The sequence below is a fragment of the Oceaniglobus roseus genome (genome assembly GCF_002869745.1).
GTDB classification, from domain to species: Bacteria; Pseudomonadota; Alphaproteobacteria; order Rhodobacterales; family Rhodobacteraceae; genus Oceaniglobus; species Oceaniglobus roseus.
Window position 1 is genome coordinate 1 of record NZ_PNOS01000034.1, and the last position, 18256, is coordinate 18256.

Below are 18256 nucleotides of genomic sequence, written 5' to 3' on the forward strand. Positions count from 1 at the left end.
TGCCTCGTCAACTTCTACGGCGAGGGCGCGCGGATGGGGCTGCACCAGGACCGCGACGAGGCGTCGTTCGACTGGCCGGTGATCTCGGTCTCGCTCGGCGACGAGGGGCTGTTCCGGATCGGCGGGGGCGGGGAGGGGGGGAGCACCGGAAGCGGCTGGGCGGCCCCCCGCGGCGGGGGGGGGGGAGCAGCAAGAGGCCCCCGCCGCCGCCTCACTTCCGACAATCCTGCAATTTCCTGATGTCCGCGGCCCCGGTTTGCGCTTAAAAATGCACAAATCGAACAACGCCGTGAGGGCCCCATGGGGGAACGAGCCTTGATCGCAGACGACCTGCGCAGCCGCATCATGTCCGAGCCCGACGTGATCCTCGAGGATCTGGACCTGATGCGCGCCCTGATCGCGGGCAACGACCGCGCCAAGGGCAGCAACGTGGTGGACCTGCGGGCCATCGCGATGGAACGGCTCGAGAACCGGCTGGAGCGGCTCGAGGACACCCACCGCAGCGTCATCGCCGCCGCCTACGAGAACCTCGCGGGCACCAACCAGATCCACCGCGCCGTGCTGAAGATGCTGGATCCGGTGGATTTCGAGGGCTTCCTGCACGGGCTGGCCACCGATGTCTCGGACATCCTGCGCCTCGACGCGCTGCGGCTGGTGCTGGAAACCGATCTCGCCGACAGCGATCCCGACATCCGCAGCATGTCCGACGTGCTGTCGATCGCCCAGCCCGGCTTCATCAGCGGCTATCTCACCCGCGGCCGCAACACGCCCGAGCGACGCGTCACCCTGCGCCCCTGCGACGGCGGCGATCCCCGCGTCTACGGCGCGGCGGCGGGCGACCTGCGCTCCGAGGCCTGCCTCAGGCTCGACTTCGGCGACGGCCGCCTGCCCGGGCTGCTGGCCCTCGGCAGCGAGGATCCGCACATGTTCACCCCGGCCCACGGCACCGACCTCCTCGGCTTCTTCGCCGGGGTGTTCGAACGCTCGATGCGCCGCTGGCTGGCCTGATTCCGCGCCGATGATCTCGCCCGCCGCCCGCGACGCGCTCCAGGCCTGGCTCGACGGCATGGGCGCCATGGGCGGCGCGGCGGACAACACCCTGACCGCCTACCGCGCCGACGTGCTCGGCTGGCTCGAATTCCTGCAGATGCACTTCGGCCAGGGCACCGGCATCACCACCATCGCGGGGGTCGGCATCTCCGACATGCGCGCCTGGATGGCCCACGAACGCGGCCGCGGCGTCCAGGCCCGCTCCCTCGCGCGGTCGCTTTCGGCGGTGAAGAGCTTCGCCCGCTGGCTGTCCGAGCGCGAGGGCTTCGACCCGACCGCGATCCTCTCCACCCGCTCGCCGAAGTTCCGCCGGAAGCTGCCCCGCCCGCTCTCGGAAGACGCGGCGCGCGAGATGATCTCGACGGTCGAGCTGCAGGCGACGCAGGGCTGGGTCGCCGCCCGCGACGTCGCCGTGGTCACGCTCCTCTACGGCTGCGGGCTGCGGATCTCCGAGGCGCTCGGCCTCACCGGCGCCGACCACCCCCTGCCCGATCCCCTGCGCATCCGGGGCAAGGGCGGGAAGGAGCGCATCGTCCCCGTCCTGCCCGCCGCGAGGAAGGCCGTCGCCGCCTATGTCGCCCTCTGCCCCCACCCGCTCGAACGCGACGCGCCGCTGTTCCGCGCCATCAGGGGCGGCCCCCTCGCCGCGCGCACGATCCAGAAGGTGATGGAGCAGTCGCGGATGCAGCTCGGACTGCCCGCCACGGCGACGCCCCACGCCCTGCGCCACTCCTTCGCGACCCACCTCCTTGACGCCGGGGGCGACCTGCGCGCGATCCAGGAGCTTCTGGGTCACGCCTCGCTTTCCACGACCCAGGCCTACACCGCAGTGGATACCGCCCGCCTGCTGGACGTCTACGCCCGCGCCCACCCCCGCGGCTGAGGCCTGAGGGGCAACACCGCCGCCGCCCGCAGCGCCCTCGCTCCCTCCCCCGCACCCCCTCCCATCTTTGCTTATATAAATATCCCGGGGTCCGGGGCAGAGCCCCGGTCCCGCACTCTCCACCCGCGCGCCCCCCCGGACAAAAGGGAACCGTTTGCACCCCCGCCCCGTTTGCGCCATGACATGTGGATGCTTCCTGCGACGCGCGCCCTTCTCGTACATCTCCTGACCGCCACCGGCGCGGTCTTCGCCATGCTGGCCATGCTGGCCGCCGTCGAGGAGGAGTGGAGCATGATGTTCCTCTGGCTCGTCGTGGCTTTCGGCGTCGACGGGATCGACGGGCCCCTCGCCCGCAAATACGACGTTAAGACCCACGCGCCCCAGTACGACGGGGTGCTGATGGACCTGATCATCGACTACCTGACCTATGTCTTCATTCCCGCCTACGCGCTGTTCAAGTCGAACCTGCTGGAGGGCTGGACGGGCTGGACCGCGATCATCGTCATCACCTTCACCAGCGTCGTGTACTTCGCCGACACCCGGATGAAGACGAAGGACAACTCCTTCTCGGGCTTCCCGGGGTGCTGGAACATGGTGGTGATCGTGATGTTCGCGCTCGCGCCGAACTTCTACGTCATCCTCGGCATCGTCGTGCTGCTCGCCATCGCGATGTTCCTGCCGCTGAAGTTCGTCCACCCGGTCAGGACCGAGCGCTGGCGCGCCGTCACGCTGCCCATGGCCCTGTTCTGGACCTTCTGCGCGGGCTGGGCCGCCTGGGTGGACTTCGACCCGGCCTCCTGGGCGCACTGGGGGCTGATCGTGACCTCGATCTACCTCGTCCTCGCGGGCATCGCGCAGCAGATCATCCCTCAGCCCGACTGAGCCAGCCGCAGCCGGATCGGCCCTTTCGCATCCCTCGCGTTGACCCGCTCCCCTTTCTGCACCGCCTCGATATCCTCCAGGCCGTCCGCCACGCGCCGCACGTCGTCCATCAGCGGCCGCCAGTCCTGCGCAAGGGCGCGGGCGGCTTCGGACGGGCAGAACGTCTTGTCCGCCCCCCGCCGGTGAGCGAGGTCCAGGAGCGTGTCGCGGATCCGGGCGTCGGTGATGGGCATTCTCATGGACCTGGTTTGGACACGCTACACATAGCGCCCGCCCGACACTTGTCTTGAACGAACCCGTTTCGCACCGAGGGCAGCCCCCGACCGCCGGCGGGAGAGTAGCCCCCGGTTGTCATTGTCGCGCCATTGATGCGAGAGACAATGGCGACGAGGGCGGTCGGGAGTTGCCCGGGGTGACACCCGGGCGCGTCGTCCGAGCTGCAGCACATCGCACCGCAGCTCGGAAAACACTTCAGCTTGTCAGGCCAACCCGTTCGCAAGAAACGGGAAACCCTGCATCATCCCAGCGCCGCGTCGCACCGCCCGCACACCCCGGGATGGGCGTGCGTCCCGACGTCGGGCAGGATCTTCCAGCACCGCTGGCACTTCTCCCCCTTGGCCAGCGCGAAGACCACGCCGATCCCCGGCACGTCCGGCAGGCGGAACGCCGACCCGGGCGCGGGATCGCCCGAGAGGGTCATTCCCGAGGTGATGCAGATGTCGTCGAAGGCCACCGTGCCGAGGTCGGCAAGCAGCCGCGCATCCTCGACATGGACCACCGGCGCCGCCTCGAGCGAGGCGCCGATCACCTTGTCCCGCCGCTGCACCTCCAGCGCCGCCGTCACCACGCGGCGCGCGCGGCGGATGCCTGCCCACTTCTCCGCCAGCGCCTCGTCCCGCCAGGCGGCGGGCGTCTCGGGGAAATCGACCAGATGCACCGAGGAGTCCTCGCCCGGGAACCGCTCCAGCCAGACCTCCTCCATGGTGAAGACCAGCACGGGGGCGAGCCATGTGGTGAGACGGTGGAACAGCAGGTCCAGCACGGTCAGCGCCGCGTTGCGCCGCTCCGACGGCCCGTCGCAGTACAGCGCGTCCTTGCGGATGTCGAAATAGACCGCCGAGAGGTCCACCGTGGCGAAGGTGAAGATCGCCTGGAACACCCCCTGGAAATCGTAGGCGGCATAGCCCTCGCGCACCACCTGGTCGAGTTCCGCCAGCCGGTGCAGCACCCAGCGCTCCAGCTCGGGCATCTCCGCGGCCTCCACGCGATCGGCCTCGGTGAAGCCCGCAAGGTTGCCGAGGATGAACCGCATGGTGTTCCTGAGCCGCCGGTAGCTATCGGCGGTCCCCTTCAGGATCTCGTCGCCGATCCGCTGGTCGGCGGTGTAATCCGCCTGCGCAACCCAGAGCCGCAGGATGTCGGCGCCGTACTGCTTCACCACCGTCTCGGGCTGCACCACGTTGCCGAGCGACTTGGACATCTTCATGCCCTTCTCGTCCAGCGTGAAGCCGTGGGTGACGACCGCCTTGTAGGGCGCGCGCCCCCTGGTCCCGCAGGCCTGCAACAGCGACGAATGGAACCACCCGCGGTGCTGGTCGGTGCCTTCCATGTAGACGTCGGCGATCCCGTCCGGCGCCCCGTCCGCGCGGTCGCGCAGGACGAAGGCGTGGGTCGAGCCGGAGTCGAACCACACGTCGAGGATGTCGAACACCTGCTCGTAGTCGTCGGGATTCACGATCCCCGACAGGAACCGCTCCTTCGCGCCCTCGACGTACCAGGCATCGGCGCCCTCCTTCTCGAAGGCTTCGACGATGCGGGCGTTCACCTCTTCGTTGCGCAGCAGGAAATCCGCCGCGTCCGGCTTGGCCCCGACCCTGGTGAAACAGGTCAGCGGCACGCCCCAGGCACGCTGGCGCGACAGCACCCAGTCGGGCCGCTGCTCGATCATCGCGTGCAGCCGGTTGCGGCCGCGCGGCGGCGTCCAGGTCACCAGCTCGTCGATCGAGGTCAGCGCCCGCTCGCGGATCGTGCTGCCGTAACGGTCCTGCCCGTCACCCACGGCACGGTCGATGGCGGCGAACCACTGGGGGCGGTTCAGGCGGATCACCGGCGCCTTCGACCGCCACGAATGGGCGTCCGAGATCGTGATCCGCTTCAGCGCGAACAGCGCGCCCGGCTCCTTCAGCTTCTCGATCACCGCCTTGTTGGCGCCGCCGGGCTTGCCGTTCGGCTTCAAGACCGCCTCGCCGCCGAAGAACGGCAGGTCCGCCCGGAAGGAGGAATCGTCGAGGATGTTGAAGGTCATGGGCAGCCCATGCTTCAGCCCGATCTGGTAGTCGTCGTCGCCGTGGGACGGCGCGGTGTGCACGAAGCCCGTCCCCGCATCCGCCGTCACATGTTCACCCGGGAACAGCCGCACGTCGAAGTCCCACTCGCCGTGCGCGCCGTCGAGCCCGCGGAACGGATGGGCGCAGACCACCCCGGCCAGCTCCTCGGGATGGACCGGGCGCAGCCGCCGCACCATGTCCTTGTCCAGACGCCCGGCGGCGAAGACCTCCTCGGCCAGGTCGTCGGCCACGACGAACAGCTCGCCGATGGCCGCCCAGCATTCCTCGGGCCGCCCGGTGACCTCGTAGAGGCCGTAGGAGATCGACGGGCCGAAGCAGATCGCGCGGTTCTGCGGGATCGTCCAGGGGGTCGTCGTCCAGATCAGCACCGCCGCGCGCTCAAGCTGCGCCTGCCGGGCGGATCCCGCCGCCGCCACCGCCTCGCGCGTCTCCGGCGTCTCCTCCTCGAAGGGGATCACGTTCTCGCGGTCGTAGATGTCGGACTGCGCGCTCGCCACCGGGAAGCGCACCCAGATCGCCTCGGTCTGGCGGTCGTGATACTCGACCTCGGCCTCGGCCAGCGCGGTCTTCTCGACCGGCGACCACATCACGGGCTTCGATCCCTGGTACAGCGTCCCGTTCATCAGGAACTTCTGGAACTCCGCCGCGATCACCGCCTCGGCGTGGAAGTCCATGGTCAGGTAGGGATCCTCCCAGTTGCCGGTGACGCCCAGCCGCTTGAACTCGTCGCGCTGGATGCCGATCCAGCCCGCGGCGAATTCCCGGCACTCCTTGCGGAACTCGACCACCGGCACGGCGTCCTTGTCCTGCCCCTTGGCGCGGTACTTCTCCTCGATCTTCCACTCGATCGGCAGGCCGTGGCAGTCCCATCCGGGCACGTAGCGCGAATCATGGCCCATCATCTGGCGCGAGCGCACTATCATGTCCTTGATCGTCTTGTTCAGCGCGTGGCCGATGTGGAGGTGCCCGTTGGCATAGGGAGGACCGTCGTGCAGCACGAAGGGCACGCGACCCGCGGCGGTCGAGCGCAGCCGGCCATAGACGCCGATCCGGTCCCACCGCGCCAGCCACTCGGGCTCGCGCTTCGGCAGGCCCGCGCGCATCGGGAAATCGGTCTGCGGCAGGCGCAGGGTGTCCTTGTAGTCGTGGGAAACGGTCTCGGAGGAGGTGTCGGAGGACATGGGTAAAGCCTCGGTCAGTCAGTCGGTGAAGGGGCAGAGGAAGGGCGGCGCGGGTCCATACGCCTTGTCCCGGCAGCTCGGTTGGTCAGAGCGCCGGGCCGCTAATTCGGGCGATGATCGCACGAGGGCTCCACATGGGCAGGGGTATAGGCCGCACGCTGCGCGGAAACAAGCCGTCCCGACCGTCCCATGGCTCACCGGGGCGCGTTCACATGCTCCCACACCGCCGAGATCACGACCGACCCCTCGCCGACGCCCGAGGCCACCCGCTTGACCGACCCCGCCCGCACGTCGCCGACGGCGAAGATGCCGGGATGCGAGGTGGCGAAGAAGCTGGCACCGCCCACCTCCGTCCCGGTCCTGACGAAGCCCTTTCCGTCCAGCTCGACCAGCCCCGAGAGCCACGCGGTATTGGGCGCCGCCCCGACCATGACGAAGACGGCGCCGGTGCGGATGTTCCAGTCCTGCCCGCCGACACGCTCGTGAACGGTGATCCCCGTCAGGTGCTCATCGCCATGGAGCGTGGTCATCTCGGTGCAGTAGTGCAGCGTGATCTGCGGGTTCCGCTCCAGCCGCGACAACAGGTAGTCGGACATGGAACTCGCCAGCGAGTCGCCGCGCACCAGAACGTGCACATGCCGGGCGGTCCGGGACAGGAACATCGCCGCCTGCCCGGCCGAATTGCCGCCGCCGATCACAACCACCTCGGTATCCCGGCAGTACCGCGCCTCGACGTCCGTCGCGGCATAATAGATCCCCGCCCCCTCGAAATGCTCCAGCCGCTCCAGCGGCAGCCGCCGGTACTGCACCCCCGTCGCCACCACCACCGCGCGCGCGCAGACCACGCGGCCGTCGTCGAGCGTGACGCAGAACAGCCCGTCCTCCCGCTTCTCCAGCCCCACGGCCCGGCGCGGCATGGCGAAACGGGTGCCGAACTTCATCGCCTGCACCTCGCCGCGGAAACACAGGTCGGCGCCGGAGATGCCCGTGGGAAACCCCATGTAGTTCTCGATCCGGCTCGACGTGCCGGCCTGCCCGCCGATCGTCAGGTCCTCGATCACCAGCGACGAGAGCCCCTCGGCCCCGGCATAGACTCCGGCGGAAATGCCCGCGGGCCCGCCGCCGACGATCAGCACGTCGAACACCTCGTCCGTCCCGATGCCGAGGTCGAGCCCGAGGCGCGCCGCCACCCGCGCGGGCGTCGGATCGCGGATCACCTCGTCCTTGCCGAACAGCACCGCCGGTTCGGTCACGGACAGCGAACAGGCATTGGCCAGCGCCTCGGCCTCGTGCTCGCCCAGGGTCAGGCTGCGGCAGGGGATGCGGTTGCGCCCTGCGAAGGCGGCGATCTGGCGGATCTCGCGGCTGACCTCGGCCCCGATCAGCGTCAGCGATGAACTGCCCGATTCGAGCGCCCGCCGCCGCCGCGCCGCCAGCACCGTCACCACGATGTCGCCCATCTCGGGCACCGCCGCCATCAGCGCCAGCATCCGCTCCCGCGGCACGCAGAGCAGGCGCGAGGGCTGCACCGTCCGCGCGCCCAGCATCGCCTTGCCGCCGTGCAGGAAGGTGATCTCGCCGAAGAACTGCCCGGGCCCGAGCGAGGCGTTGCCGTAGCGCCCGCCGGTCTGCGGGTCGATCGCCTCCAGCTCGCCCTCCAGCACGTAATGGAAGGTCTCGACAGGGGCGCCGACCTCCTGGATCACCTCGCCCGCGCCGTGAGCGGTCTCGACCCCGACCTTCGCCATGGCCGCCACGTGCCCGGGCAGCAGCGGCGTGCGGATCATCGTCGCGAGATCGGCCGCCATGCTCTCCATGCTCAGTCCTCCTTGCTGCCGGGGAACAGCCCGCTCAACGCCCGGCTGACGAGCCGCGAGACCGAGGGCCGCGGCGCCCCGTGGAACGGCAGCGGCCGGCAGACCTCGATCGCCGCGACACCCACGCGCGCCGTCAGCGCCCCGTTCACCACGCCCTCGCCGAACCGCCGCGACACCCGCGACAGGATCCCGCCGCCCGCGAACGAGCCGATCAGGTCGTCCCCCACGGCGACCGCCCCGGTCGCCACGAGGTGCGTCATCACCGCCTTCGTCAGCCGCCAGCTGCCCAGCGTCCCGCCCCGCCCGCCGTAGATCTCGGCGATGCGCCGGATCATCCGCAGGTTCGATGTCAGCGCCGTGACGACGTCGGCCAGAGCCAGCGGCACCAGCGCCGTGACCATGGCGACCTGCCGCGCCGCCGCCTCCACCTCCAGCCGCGCCCGCGCGTCGAGCGGCGCCAGCAGCTCGACCTCGGCCAGGTCGAACAGCCCGTCGGCATCGAAGCTGTCGCCCCGCCGTTCGGAAAGCCGCGTCCGCCCCCAGTCGAGCTCGGCCCGCCCGGAATAGAGAGACACCAACCGGTCCACGACGTCGCGCGCCGCCTTCAGGTCGCCCGAGGCCCGCGTCGCCACGGCGGCCTTGTGGACCCCGTCGAGGCGCTGAAGACGCGCCAGCGCCGCCCATTCCTTCAGGGCGATCAGCACCAGCACCAGCACGAAGGCCCCGACCAGCCCCATCGCGGTATAGCCCAGCACCGGGTTCGCCGCGATCAGGGAGGTCACGATGTTCCAGGCCGCGAGCGACAGGAAGAAGCCCAGCATCGCGACCAGCGTCCGCCAGAACCACCGCGCCAGCGCCGAGGGCTTGCGCGCCGCCAGCGCCGCCATGGTCCGCATCGCCTGCCCGCTTGGCAGGTCCATGTCGGTGTCGGGTACCGGCGGCACCTCTCCGGGTCCGGGGCGCGCGGTGGCCATGACCGTCACCTCGTCCTCGATCAGCACCGGCCCCCGCTTCGGCTCACGCATTGCATCCCTCCCCGCGCGCAACAAGGACGGCGCCACCACCCGGCACGCGCCGGTCCGCAACCCCGGAGCGCATCCCCTGCTTCTTCTTTGCCCAAATACTCCCGCCGGAGGCATCCGCACCCTCGACCGGCGCGACGCCGCACAAGACGCGCGCGCTCACAGCCGGTCCCCGATCAGGAACTGCGCCGCCCGGTCCAGCCGGATGTGCGGCGGCCCCTCGCCCGGCTTCAGAGTCAGCGGCTGCGGCGCGAAGGACATCACGGCATAGTCGCCGTCGAGCCACGCCTCCGCCCCCTCCCGCGCCGGGGCGAGAAGATGCATCGGGTCGGCGGGCAGCTCGCCCGGATAGAAGGCCGCCCGCTTGCCCGAACCCAGAAGCTGCCCCCGCACGACGTCGAGCGTGCCGCCCTGGTGGTCCACGGTATCCTCGGTCGTGGCGCGCAGGGCGGCGATGGCCATGGCCTCGGTCCGCGCTCCGGCGAAATCCGCGCGCCCCTTCGCGTCCGCCACCAGCGCCGTCATGATCGCCGCAAGCCGCGCGTGCTGGGTGTGGTGCAGGTGGTCCGCCTTGGTCGCGGCGAAGAGGATCCGCTCGACCCGTCGTCCGAGAAACAGCTGGCTCAGGAAGGCGTTCCGGCCGGGACGGAAGGCCGACAGGATCTCGGCCATGGCGCGGCGCAGGTCCTCGACCGCCTGCGGCCCGGCGTGGATCGCGCCGAGCGCATCGACCAGCACCACCTGGCGGTCGATCCGGGCGAAATGGTCGCGGAAGAACGGCTTCACCACCTCGCGCTTGTAGGCCTCGAACCGCCGCTCCATCTCGCGCCAGAGCGCGCCGCGCGGCACCGTTTCGGGCTTCGCCAGCGGCGCGAAGGTCAGCACCGGGGAACCGGCGAGGTCGCCGGGCAGCAGGAACCGCCCCGGCGTGCAGTCGGAGAACCCCTCCTCCCGCGCCGCGTTCAGGTAGGCGGTGAAGACCGCCGCCAGCCGCTGTGCCACCGGCTCTTCCAGACGCGCCGTGCCGTCGGTCGTCCCCGCCAGCGCCAGGTACTCCGCCGCGAGGGGGCGCGCGGCGATCCGCGCCAGCGTCTCCTCCGCCCAGGTCGCGTAGTCCTTGTCGAGCAGCGCGAGGTCCAGCAGCCACTCGCCCGGGTAGTCGACGATGTCGAGATGGACCGTCCGCACCCCCCTCAGTCCCGCCATCAGCCCCGTCGGCTGCACCCGGAGCGACAGGCGCAGCTCCGATACGGCGCGCGTGCTCGCAGGCCAGCGCGGCGTCGGCCCCGTGAGGTCGGCGAGGTGCGTCTCGTAATCGAAGCGCGGCAGCGTGTCGTTCGGCTGCGGCTGGAGATAGGCGGTGCGGATCGAGCCGTCCGCCGCCGCGGCAAGCTGCGGCATCCGCGCCCGGTTGATCAGGTTCGCCACGAGCGAGGTGATGAACACCGTCTTGCCCGCCCGCGACAGGCCGGTGACGCCAAGGCGGATGACGGGGTCCGAGAAGGCCCCTGTCACGCTGGACCCGACCGAGCCGATGCTGCGGCTCAGCCCTTCCGCGATGTCGCCGATGATCACGTCTGCCGCCTCCTTCACTCGTCCGCAACATAGGGGCGCCCCCGTGCCGCCGCCAGTGCGATCGCCGCGCGACCGCCGCCCTCCGATTGCCAAGCCCGGCCGCCCGCGCTAAAGCGCGGCCCATGCCCCGCTATGCCCTGAAGGTCGAATACCACGGCGCCCCCTTCGCGGGCTGGCAGCGCCAGAAGGACCAGCCGAGCGTCCAGGGCGCGATCGAGGACGCGCTGCGCCGGATCGACCCGGACCACCCCGGCATCGCCGCCGCCGGACGAACCGACGCCGGAGTCCATGCCACGGCCCAGGTCGCCCACTGCGACCTCGCGCGGTCCTGGGATCCTTTCCGCCTCTCCGAAGCGGTCAATTACCACCTGAAGCCCCTGCCCGTGGCCATCACCGCCGCCGCCGAGGTCGCACCCGACTGGCACGCCCGCTTCTCCGCGATCCGCCGCGACTATACCTTCCGCCTGATCGCCCGCCGCGCGCCGCTGGTCCACGAGAAGGGCCTCGCCTGGCAGGTCCGTCATCCCCTCGCCCTCGTGCCGATGCAGGAGGGCGCGCGCCACCTCGTCGGCCACCACGACTTCACCACCTTCCGCTCGACCCTCTGCCAGGCCGCCTCCCCGCTGAAGACACTCGACCGTCTCGACATCGAGGAGAGTGCCGTCCCCGGCGGCCGCCTCTTCACCTTCCGCCTCTCCGCCCGCAGCTTCCTGCACAACCAGGTCCGAAGCTTCGTCGGCACGCTGGAGCGGGTCGGCGCGGGCGCCTGGGCGCCCCGGGACGTGGCGACCGCCCTCGCCGCCGGCGACCGCGCGGCCTGCGGCCCGGTCTCTCCGCCCGAAGGACTGTACCTGACCGGGGTCGGCTACCCCGGGGACCCCTTTGCAGATGCACAACAGTCGCAGGCCGAAGCCAAATTGTGATTTGCCCGGCGCAGGGAGAGATGACAGTCTTGCAGCCATGGCAGACACGCCGGACTCACCGTAAAAATGCGGGATCCGGCCAGATACAGACAAGGCAATGCAGATGAAATCCATTTCGCTGATGGCCGCGCTCGTGCTGGGCGCCTCCGTGCTCACCCCCCTGGCCGCCGAGGCCGGCATGATCGAACGCGCCTGTCTCGGCTCCGAGCGCAAGGCGGCGAATCGCGCGCTCTGCGGCTGCATCCAGCAGGTCGCTGACCTGACCCTCGACCGGCGCGACCAGCGCATGGCGGCCCGCTTCTTCCGAGACCCCGACCGGGCCCAGGTCGTGCGCCAGTCCTCCAGCCGCCGGGACGAGGACTTCTGGAAGAAGTACATCCAGTTCGGCTCCACCGCCGAGGCCTACTGCCGGTGAGCCAGACGGACTTCTCGAGAAGTCCGTCCCGCTTTTCTGAAGAAAAGCGGGCCTGCCGCACCCGACCGTCGACGCCGAACCGGACTTCTGAAGAAGTCCGGTCCGCTTTTCTTCAGAAAAGCGGCGCGTGATCTTCGTCCTGACGGGCGCGGGGCTGTCGGCCGAAAGCGGACTCGGCACGTTTCGCGACGAAGGCGGCCTCTGGTCGCGGTACGATCTGGCCGACGTGGCGACTCCCGAGGGTTTCGCCCGGGATCCCGCCCGCGTCCACGCTTTCTACAACGCCCGCCGCGCGAACTGCCGCGCCGCCGAGCCCAACGCGGCACACCTCGCCCTTGCAGGGCTCGAAGCCGCCCTCGGCGACCGCGTGGAGATCGTCACCCAGAACGTCGACGATCTCCACGCCCGGGCGGGCAGCCGCCGCGTGATCGCGATGCACGGGCACCTCATGCAGGCCCTGTGCCACGCCTGCGCCGCCCGCTGGCCGGCGCCGGAGACGATGTCGCCCGAGGACAGCTGCCCGCGGTGCGGCGCCACCGCGACACGACCGGACGTGGTCTGGTTCGGCGAATTTCCCCATCACATGGAGCGGATCGAGGCCGCCCTCGCCCGCGCCAGCCGCTTCGTCGCCATCGGCACCTCAGGCAGCGTTTACCCGGCAGCGGGCTTCGTGGCCGAGGCGCAGCGCCGCGGCATCCCCACGCTCGAACTGAACCTCGAGCGCACCGGAAGCTCCGCGCTGTTCGACGAGACCCGCGAGGGCCCTGCAACCCGCGTGGTGCCCGCCTGGGTGGAGGAGATGCTCGCCACCGCCTGACGCCGCGTCCGTGCGGACGACACGGGATGGCCCGCGCGACCGGAGGCGGGCGAACTGCCTCTGCCCCGACTCAGGGCGCAAACGCGAAAAGCCCCGCTGCACCAGCGGGGCTCGGCCATCCGGGAGCCGTATGCGATCAGGCCGCGGCGCGGGCCTTGGCGATCTCTTTCTTCAGCTTCAGCGCATCGGGCGACAGCTCCGAGTCCTTCGCCTTCGCCATGAAGCCGTCGATGCCGCCGCGGTGGTCCACGGTGCGCAGGGCGGCGGCCGAGATCTTCAGCTTGACCGTACGGCCCAGCACTTCGGACATCAGCGAGACTTCGTTCAGGTTCGGCAGGAACCGGCGGCGGGTCTTGTTGTGGGCATGGCTGACATTGTTGCCAGACATCGGGCCTTTTCCGGTCAGTTCGCAACGGCGCGACATGGGTACATCCTCGATCTGTCGCCGCAGCGCGCCCGGAGGCGCGACCTGCGGCACTGCTTGACGGCGCCGCCGGGGCAGCACCATGAATTCCGTCCGCGCGTCTTAGTGGCGCCTCCCACGGGCGTCAAGCGATTCATCGCCGTCGCGCTTCCCGGGAAGACCGCGCGGGTATCGCCGCCGCCCCCCGGCGCTACCTTCCGCCGGTCAGCAGCGCCAGCACCTCCGCCGCCGCCGCCGCCGGGGGCCGGTCCCCCGCCCCCACGGCGTCGCCGAGCCGCGCCATCGCCTCCCGCGTCGCGGGATCGGCGCGCAGGTGGGCGAGCATCCCCTGCCGCACCTCCTCCTCGAACCAGTGCCGGTTCTGCTCTGCCCGCCGCTTGTCGAAATGCCCCTCGGCCCGCCGCCAGTCCGCCAGCGCGCTCATCTTCCCCCAGGCCGCCTCCAGCCCCTCACTGGTCTCGGCCGAGACGGTCATCGCCAGGGGAAACCCCTCGGGATCCTGCGCACGCTTGCGAAGCAGTCGCAGCGCCCCGGTATAGTCGGCCGCGGTCCGCACCGCCGCCTGCCTGAGCGCGCCGTCGGCCTTGTTGACCAGGATGATGTCGGCCATCTCCATGATGCCGCGCTTCACCCCCTGCAACTCGTCCCCGCCGCCCGGGGCCAGCAGCAGCACGAACAGGTCGCTCATCTCGGCCACCATGGTCTCGGACTGGCCGACCCCCACCGTCTCGATCAGCACCACGCCGAAGCCCGCGGCCTCGCAGAGGCTCACCGCCTCGCGGGTGCGCCGGGCGACGCCGCCAAGCTCGCTCTGGCTGGGCGAGGGGCGGATGAAGGCGTTCGGGTGGCGCGACAGCCGCTCCATCCGGGTCTTGTCGCCGAGGATCGAGCCGCCCGAGCGGGACGAGGACGGATCGACCGCCAGCACCGCCACCCTCTCTCCCGCCTCGCAGAGCCGCATCCCGAAGGCCTCGATGAAGGTCGACTTGCCCACGCCCGGCGTGCCCGACAGACCGATGCGGAGCGCCTGCCCGGCGCCGGGCGTCACCCGGTCGAGCAGCGCCACCGCCTGGTCGCGATGGTCGGCGCGGCGGCTTTCGACCAGCGTGATCGCCCGGGCCAGCGCCCGCCGTTCGCCTGCGACCAGCGCCTCGGCCAGGGAGTCGGCCTGGGCTTCGGGATCTCGGACGGGCATCGGCACCTCTCCTTCGGGGCGTCCTTTCTGTGCCCGCCGCACCCCGGCTTGTCCAGTCTCCTCCGCCGCCGCTGGAAACCGCGCGCCGCTTGCGCGATACCCCCGCCATGCCTGCGCCCCTGCCCATCGACGACGCCCTGCCCGCCCTTCTCGACGCCCTGCGCGCCGGGCGGCAGGCCGTGCTGCAGGCGCCGCCCGGCGCGGGCAAGACGACGCGGGTGCCGCTGGCCATGCTCGACGCGCTGGACCTGCCGGGCCGGATCCTGATGCTGGAACCCCGCCGCCTCGCCGCCCGCGCCGCGGCCGAGCGGATGGCGGAGACGCTAGGCGAAACCGTGGGGCAGACGGTGGGCTACCGCATCCGGGGCGAGGCGCAGGTGTCGAAGGCGACGCGGATCGAGGTCGTGACCGAGGGCATCCTGACGCGGATGCTGCAGTCCGACCCCGACCTGCCCGGTGTCGCCGCGGTGATCTTCGACGAGTTCCACGAGCGCTCGCTGAACGCCGACCTCGGCCTCGCGTTCTGCCTCGAGGTGCGCGAGGCGCTGCGCCCGGACCTGGTGCTGGTGGTGATGTCGGCGACCCTTGACGCGGGGTTCGTGGCCGAGCTCATGGGCGGAGCGCCGGTCGTCACCTCGGAGGGTCGCAGCTTCCCGGTGGAGACCCGCTGGCTCGACCGCCCGCTCGACCGCAGCCTCAGGTTCGAGCCCACCATGGCGGGGCTGATCGAACGGGCGCTTGGCGAAACCGAGGGCGGCCTCCTCGCCTTCCTGCCGGGCGAGCGCGAGATCCGCGCCGTCGCCCGCCTGCTGGAGGGCCGCCTGCCCGCCGGTGTCGCCCTGCGCCCGCTTTACGGCGCGCTGCCGTTGGCCGAGCAGCGGGCGGCCATCGCGCCGGCCGCTTCGGGGCGCAAGCTGGTGCTGTCGACGGCCATCGCGGAGACCTCGCTGACCCTCGCCGACGTGCGGGTGGTGGTGGACGGCGGGCGGGCGCGGCGCGCGCGGTTCGATCCGGGATCGGGCATGTCGCGGCTGGTGACGGAACGGGTGACGCGGGCCGAGGCCGACCAGCGGCGCGGCCGCGCGGGACGGGTGGCCGACGGGGTCTGCTTTCGCCTCTGGGCGAAGGCCGAGGAAGGCGCCCTCGCCGCCTATCCCCCGGCGGAAATCGAGGCGGCGGACCTTGCGGGCCTCGTCCTCGACCTCGCGCTCTGGGGCACCGCCGATCCGGCCGCCCTGCCCCTGCCGACCCAGCCCCCCGCGGGCGCCTTTGCCGAGGCGCAGGCGCTGCTGGACGGGCTCGGGGCGCTGCGCGACGGGCGGATCACCGATCACGGCCGCGCGCTGGCGGCGATGCCGCTGCACCCCCGACTTGCACATATGCTGCAACTGGCAGGCCCGAAGGCAACGGAACTTGCCGCGCTCCTGTCCGATCGCGACATTCTCGTGGGTGCCCCGTCCGACCTGTCGCTGCGGCTCAGGGCGCTGCGCCGATCGGGCGCCGACCAGCCCCACGTCGCCAACCGCGCCGCGGTCGACCGGGTGCGCAAGGAGGCGCAGCGCCTCTCCCGCCTGGCCGGTCCCGAGGCCGGCCTCACGCCCACCCAGGCGCTCTCGCTCGCCTTCCCCGACCGCATCGCGCAGCGCCGCCCGGGCGAGGCGGCGCGCTTCGTCATGTCGGGCGGCAAGGGCGCGGTGATGGATGCCGCCGACCCGCTGGCCGATGCGCCGCTCCTCGTCCTCGCCGACACCGACGGCAACCCGCGCGAGGCGCGGATCCGCCAGGCCCTGCCGCTGACCGCTGCCGAACTGCGCGAGGTCCACGGCGAGGCGATCCGCTGGGAAGACCTCTGCCAGTGGGACCGGCGCAGCCGCCGCGTCCTTGCCCGCCAGCAGGGGCGTTTCGGCGCGCTGGTGCTGGACGACCGCAGCTGGAGCGACGTGCCGCCCGAGGATATCGCCCGCGCCATGCTCGACGGCGTGCGCGACCTCGGCTTCGCCTTCCCGCCCGCCGCCGAGCGGCTGCGCGCCCGGGTGGCGCTGGTGCGCTCCGAGGGCCACGCCCTGCCCGACATGTCCGACGCGGCGCTGATGGAGGGGCTGGAGGACTGGCTGCTGCCCTTCCTCGCGGGCGTCAGGAGTGCCGGGGACTGGAAGGCCTTCGATCCGACCCCGGCGCTGGCGCAGATGCTCGACTGGGAGCAGACGCAGCTTCTGGACAGGAGCGCCCCCTCGCATCTCGTCACGCCGCTGGGGCGCAAGGTGCCCATCGACTATTCGGGCGAGCACCCGGAGGCCGAGCTGCGCCTGCAGGAGATGTTCGGCACCACGCGCCACCCGCTGGCCGCGGGCCGCCCGATCCGCCTGACGCTGCTGTCGCCCGCGAACCGCCCGGTGCAGACCACGCTGGACCTGCCCGGCTTCTGGGCCGACAGCTATGGCGACGTGCGGAAGGACATGCGCGCCCGCTATCCCCGCCACCCCTGGCCCGAGAATCCCGCCGAGGCCGCGCCGACCCTGCGCGCGAAGCCCCGCGGCACCTGATGCCCCGCCCAAGGAAGGAGACGAGATGAAGCTGCTCGAAGACCTGGCCGACGAACTGGCCCTCGAAGCCCTGGCCGCCGCCGACAACAGCGGCGACGCGACCATCGTCGACCAGATCGGCGAGGTGCTGGGCGCCTCCTCCCAGACCCTGCAGGAAGCCTACCTGACGGCCGTCCGGGTGCGCCGCGCCGAGCGGCGGGCACGCGAGATCCTGGCGCCCTACAAGGCCAGGACAGCACCCAAGGCGGGCTGAGACCGCCTCAGACCCCGAGGCACCAGCGCATGATCGCCTTCTGGGCGTGCAGCCGGTTCTCGGCCTCGTCGAAGATCACCGAGTGCGGCCCGTCCATCACCGCGCTCGTCGCCTCGTCCTCGCGGTGCGCGGGCAGGCAGTGCATGAACAGCGCCTCGGGCTTCGCCTTCGCCATCAGCTCCTCGTTCACCTGGTAGCCGCGCAGCTGGTTGTGCCGCCGCTCCCGCGCCGATTGCGGATCGTGCATCGACACCCAGGTGTCGGTGACGACCAGATCCGCCCCCTGCACGGCCTTGTGGGGATCGCGCTCGATCGTGATGTCGCCGAGCAGCTCCGGCTCGGGGTCGAGCGTGGGGGGGCCGGTGAAGGTCAGGTCGAACCCGAACTGCCTCGCCGCGTGCGCGAAGCTTGCGAAGACGTTGTTGCCGTCGCCGGACCAGACGACCTTGCACCCTTTGATCGGACCGTTCCGCTCCTCGAAGGTCATCACGTCGGCCATGATCTGGCAGGGATGGGTGCGGTTCGTGAGGCCATTGATCACCGGCACCGTGGCGTGTTCGGCCATGTCCAGAAGCGTCTGCTCCTCGAAGGTCCGGATCATGATGAGGTCGACATAGCGCGACAGCACGCGGGCGGTGTCGGCGATGGTCTCGCCATGGCCGAGCTGCATGTCGGCGCCCGAGAGCACCATGGTCTCGCCGCCCATCTGCCGCACGCCGACGTCGAAGGAGACGCGGGTGCGGGTCGAGGGCTTCTCGAAGATCAGCGCGACCATGTGGCCCTTCAGCGGCTGTTCGTCATCGGGCGTGCCCTTGGGGCGGCCGCCCCGCGCCGTCTTCATCGCGCGGGCGTGGTCGATCATGTGCCGCAGGTCTTCGGGCGCGGTCTTGTGGATATCGAGGAAATGGTTCATTTCACTGGCTCTTTT

The 18256-nt window shown here is 71.1% G+C and carries 17 protein-coding genes; 9 read left to right on the top strand and 8 right to left on the bottom strand.

Going from position 1 to position 18256, the window contains the following annotated elements:
- From A7B20_RS15885 to A7B20_RS15900, 4 genes are all read left to right on the top strand, one after another.
- Positions 1 to 240, top strand: a 240-nt coding sequence (locus A7B20_RS15885) for an alpha-ketoglutarate-dependent dioxygenase AlkB (protein WP_172961039.1), incomplete at its 5' end; no start/stop codon positions are given.
- 60 nt (positions 241 to 300) lie between these two features.
- Positions 301 to 1008, top strand: coding sequence for a DUF484 family protein (locus A7B20_RS15890; protein WP_102109568.1), 708 nt, complete (start codon positions 301 to 303; stop codon positions 1006 to 1008).
- A 10-nt stretch (positions 1009 to 1018) separates the two neighbouring features.
- Positions 1019 to 1933 carry a tyrosine recombinase XerC gene (locus A7B20_RS15895; RefSeq protein ID WP_102109569.1) on the top strand — a complete coding sequence of 305 codons (915 nt, stop codon included), beginning with the start codon at positions 1019 to 1021 and terminating at the stop codon, positions 1931 to 1933.
- Between the two features lie 189 nt (positions 1934 to 2122).
- The gene (locus tag A7B20_RS15900) at positions 2123 to 2815 is read left to right on the top strand and encodes a CDP-alcohol phosphatidyltransferase family protein (RefSeq protein ID WP_102109619.1); all 693 of its coding nucleotides are present in this window, start codon (positions 2123 to 2125) and stop codon (positions 2813 to 2815) included.
- On the opposite strand, the gene A7B20_RS15905 is transcribed toward A7B20_RS15900, so the two are convergent.
- The 5 genes from A7B20_RS15905 to A7B20_RS15925 form a co-directional block, all read right to left on the bottom strand.
- Positions 2803 to 3048 carry a DUF3253 domain-containing protein gene (locus A7B20_RS15905; protein WP_172961040.1) on the bottom strand — a complete coding sequence of 82 codons (246 nt, stop codon included), beginning with the start codon at positions 3046 to 3048 and terminating at the stop codon, positions 2803 to 2805. The two genes, A7B20_RS15900 and A7B20_RS15905, sit on opposite strands and share 13 nt — an antisense overlap.
- 284 nt (positions 3049 to 3332) lie before the next feature.
- Positions 3333 to 6344 carry an isoleucine--tRNA ligase gene (gene ileS / locus A7B20_RS15910; RefSeq protein ID WP_102109571.1) on the bottom strand — a complete coding sequence of 1004 codons (3012 nt, stop codon included), beginning with the start codon at positions 6342 to 6344 and terminating at the stop codon, positions 3333 to 3335.
- A 194-nt stretch (positions 6345 to 6538) separates the two neighbouring features.
- Positions 6539 to 8161: an FAD-dependent oxidoreductase gene (locus A7B20_RS15915; RefSeq protein WP_102109572.1), complete on the bottom strand. Its 1623-nt coding sequence runs from the start codon at positions 8159 to 8161 to the stop codon at positions 6539 to 6541.
- A gap of 2 nt (positions 8162 to 8163) precedes the next feature.
- Positions 8164 to 9186, bottom strand: coding sequence for a YcjF family protein (locus tag A7B20_RS15920; protein ID WP_102109573.1), 1023 nt, complete (start codon positions 9184 to 9186; stop codon positions 8164 to 8166).
- A gap of 156 nt (positions 9187 to 9342) precedes the next feature.
- Complete coding sequence (locus A7B20_RS15925) at positions 9343 to 10758, bottom strand: YcjX family GTP-binding protein (RefSeq protein ID WP_102109574.1); 1416 nt, start codon at positions 10756 to 10758, stop codon at positions 9343 to 9345.
- A 122-nt stretch (positions 10759 to 10880) separates the two neighbouring features.
- Here A7B20_RS15925 and truA point away from each other — a divergent pair, with 122 nt between their 5' ends.
- The 3 genes from truA (at position 10881) to A7B20_RS15940 (ending at position 12913) form a co-directional block, all read left to right on the top strand.
- Positions 10881 to 11681: a tRNA pseudouridine(38-40) synthase TruA gene (gene truA / locus A7B20_RS15930; RefSeq protein WP_102109575.1), complete on the top strand. Its 801-nt coding sequence runs from the start codon at positions 10881 to 10883 to the stop codon at positions 11679 to 11681.
- A 103-nt stretch (positions 11682 to 11784) separates the two neighbouring features.
- Positions 11785 to 12096 (top strand): hypothetical protein, encoded by a 312-nt coding sequence (locus A7B20_RS15935; protein WP_102109620.1) that lies wholly within the window; start codon positions 11785 to 11787, stop codon positions 12094 to 12096.
- 127 nt (positions 12097 to 12223) lie between these two features.
- Positions 12224 to 12913, top strand: coding sequence for an NAD-dependent deacylase (locus A7B20_RS15940; RefSeq protein ID WP_102109576.1), 690 nt, complete (start codon positions 12224 to 12226; stop codon positions 12911 to 12913).
- A 136-nt stretch (positions 12914 to 13049) separates the two neighbouring features.
- Here the strand turns inward: A7B20_RS15940 and rpmB are convergent, their stop codons facing one another.
- Positions 13050 to 13337 (bottom strand): 50S ribosomal protein L28, encoded by a 288-nt coding sequence (gene rpmB, locus A7B20_RS15945; protein ID WP_102109577.1) that lies wholly within the window; start codon positions 13335 to 13337, stop codon positions 13050 to 13052.
- Positions 13338 to 13527: 190 nt separating this feature from the next.
- Entirely contained in the window at positions 13528 to 14532 is a 1005-nt protein-coding gene (meaB, locus tag A7B20_RS15950; protein ID WP_102109578.1) for a methylmalonyl Co-A mutase-associated GTPase MeaB, read from the bottom strand.
- Between the two features lie 107 nt (positions 14533 to 14639).
- Here meaB and hrpB point away from each other — a divergent pair, with 107 nt between their 5' ends.
- Positions 14640 to 17075, top strand: coding sequence for an ATP-dependent helicase HrpB (gene hrpB, locus A7B20_RS15955; RefSeq protein WP_102109579.1), 2436 nt, complete (start codon positions 14640 to 14642; stop codon positions 17073 to 17075).
- 25 nt (positions 17076 to 17100) lie between these two features.
- A complete protein-coding gene (locus A7B20_RS15960; protein ID WP_102109580.1) occupies positions 17101 to 17328 on the top strand; it encodes a hypothetical protein in 228 nt (75 codons plus the stop codon).
- Between the two features lie 7 nt (positions 17329 to 17335).
- Here A7B20_RS15960 and argF read toward each other — a convergent pair whose 3' ends face one another.
- Entirely contained in the window at positions 17336 to 18241 is a 906-nt protein-coding gene (gene argF / locus A7B20_RS15965; RefSeq protein ID WP_102109581.1) for an ornithine carbamoyltransferase, read from the bottom strand.
- Positions 18242 to 18256: the final 15 nt, after the last annotated feature.

Excerpts from the sequence above, each read along its gene's own strand:
- A7B20_RS15890 (WP_102109568.1), top strand. The coding sequence starts at position 301 with ATGGGGGAACGAGCCTTGATCGCAGACGACCTGCGCAGCCGCATCATG.
- A7B20_RS15895 (WP_102109569.1), top strand. The coding sequence starts at position 1,019 with ATGATCTCGCCCGCCGCCCGCGACGCGCTCCAGGCCTGGCTCGACGGC.
- A7B20_RS15900 (WP_102109619.1), top strand. The coding sequence starts at position 2,123 with ATGCTTCCTGCGACGCGCGCCCTTCTCGTACATCTCCTGACCGCCACC.
- A7B20_RS15905 (WP_172961040.1), bottom strand. The coding sequence starts at position 3,048 with ATGCCCATCACCGACGCCCGGATCCGCGACACGCTCCTGGACCTCGCT.
- ileS (WP_102109571.1), bottom strand. The coding sequence starts at position 6,344 with ATGTCCTCCGACACCTCCTCCGAGACCGTTTCCCACGACTACAAGGAC.
- A7B20_RS15915 (WP_102109572.1), bottom strand. The coding sequence starts at position 8,161 with ATGGAGAGCATGGCGGCCGATCTCGCGACGATGATCCGCACGCCGCTG.
- A7B20_RS15920 (WP_102109573.1), bottom strand. The coding sequence starts at position 9,186 with ATGCGTGAGCCGAAGCGGGGGCCGGTGCTGATCGAGGACGAGGTGACG.
- truA (WP_102109575.1), top strand. The coding sequence starts at position 10,881 with ATGCCCCGCTATGCCCTGAAGGTCGAATACCACGGCGCCCCCTTCGCG.
- A7B20_RS15935 (WP_102109620.1), top strand. The coding sequence starts at position 11,785 with ATGAAATCCATTTCGCTGATGGCCGCGCTCGTGCTGGGCGCCTCCGTG.
- rpmB (WP_102109577.1), bottom strand. The coding sequence starts at position 13,337 with ATGTCGCGCCGTTGCGAACTGACCGGAAAAGGCCCGATGTCTGGCAAC.
- meaB (WP_102109578.1), bottom strand. The coding sequence starts at position 14,532 with ATGCCCGTCCGAGATCCCGAAGCCCAGGCCGACTCCCTGGCCGAGGCG.
- hrpB (WP_102109579.1), top strand. The coding sequence starts at position 14,640 with ATGCCTGCGCCCCTGCCCATCGACGACGCCCTGCCCGCCCTTCTCGAC.
- A7B20_RS15960 (WP_102109580.1), top strand. The coding sequence starts at position 17,101 with ATGAAGCTGCTCGAAGACCTGGCCGACGAACTGGCCCTCGAAGCCCTG.
- argF (WP_102109581.1), bottom strand. The coding sequence starts at position 18,241 with ATGAACCATTTCCTCGATATCCACAAGACCGCGCCCGAAGACCTGCGG.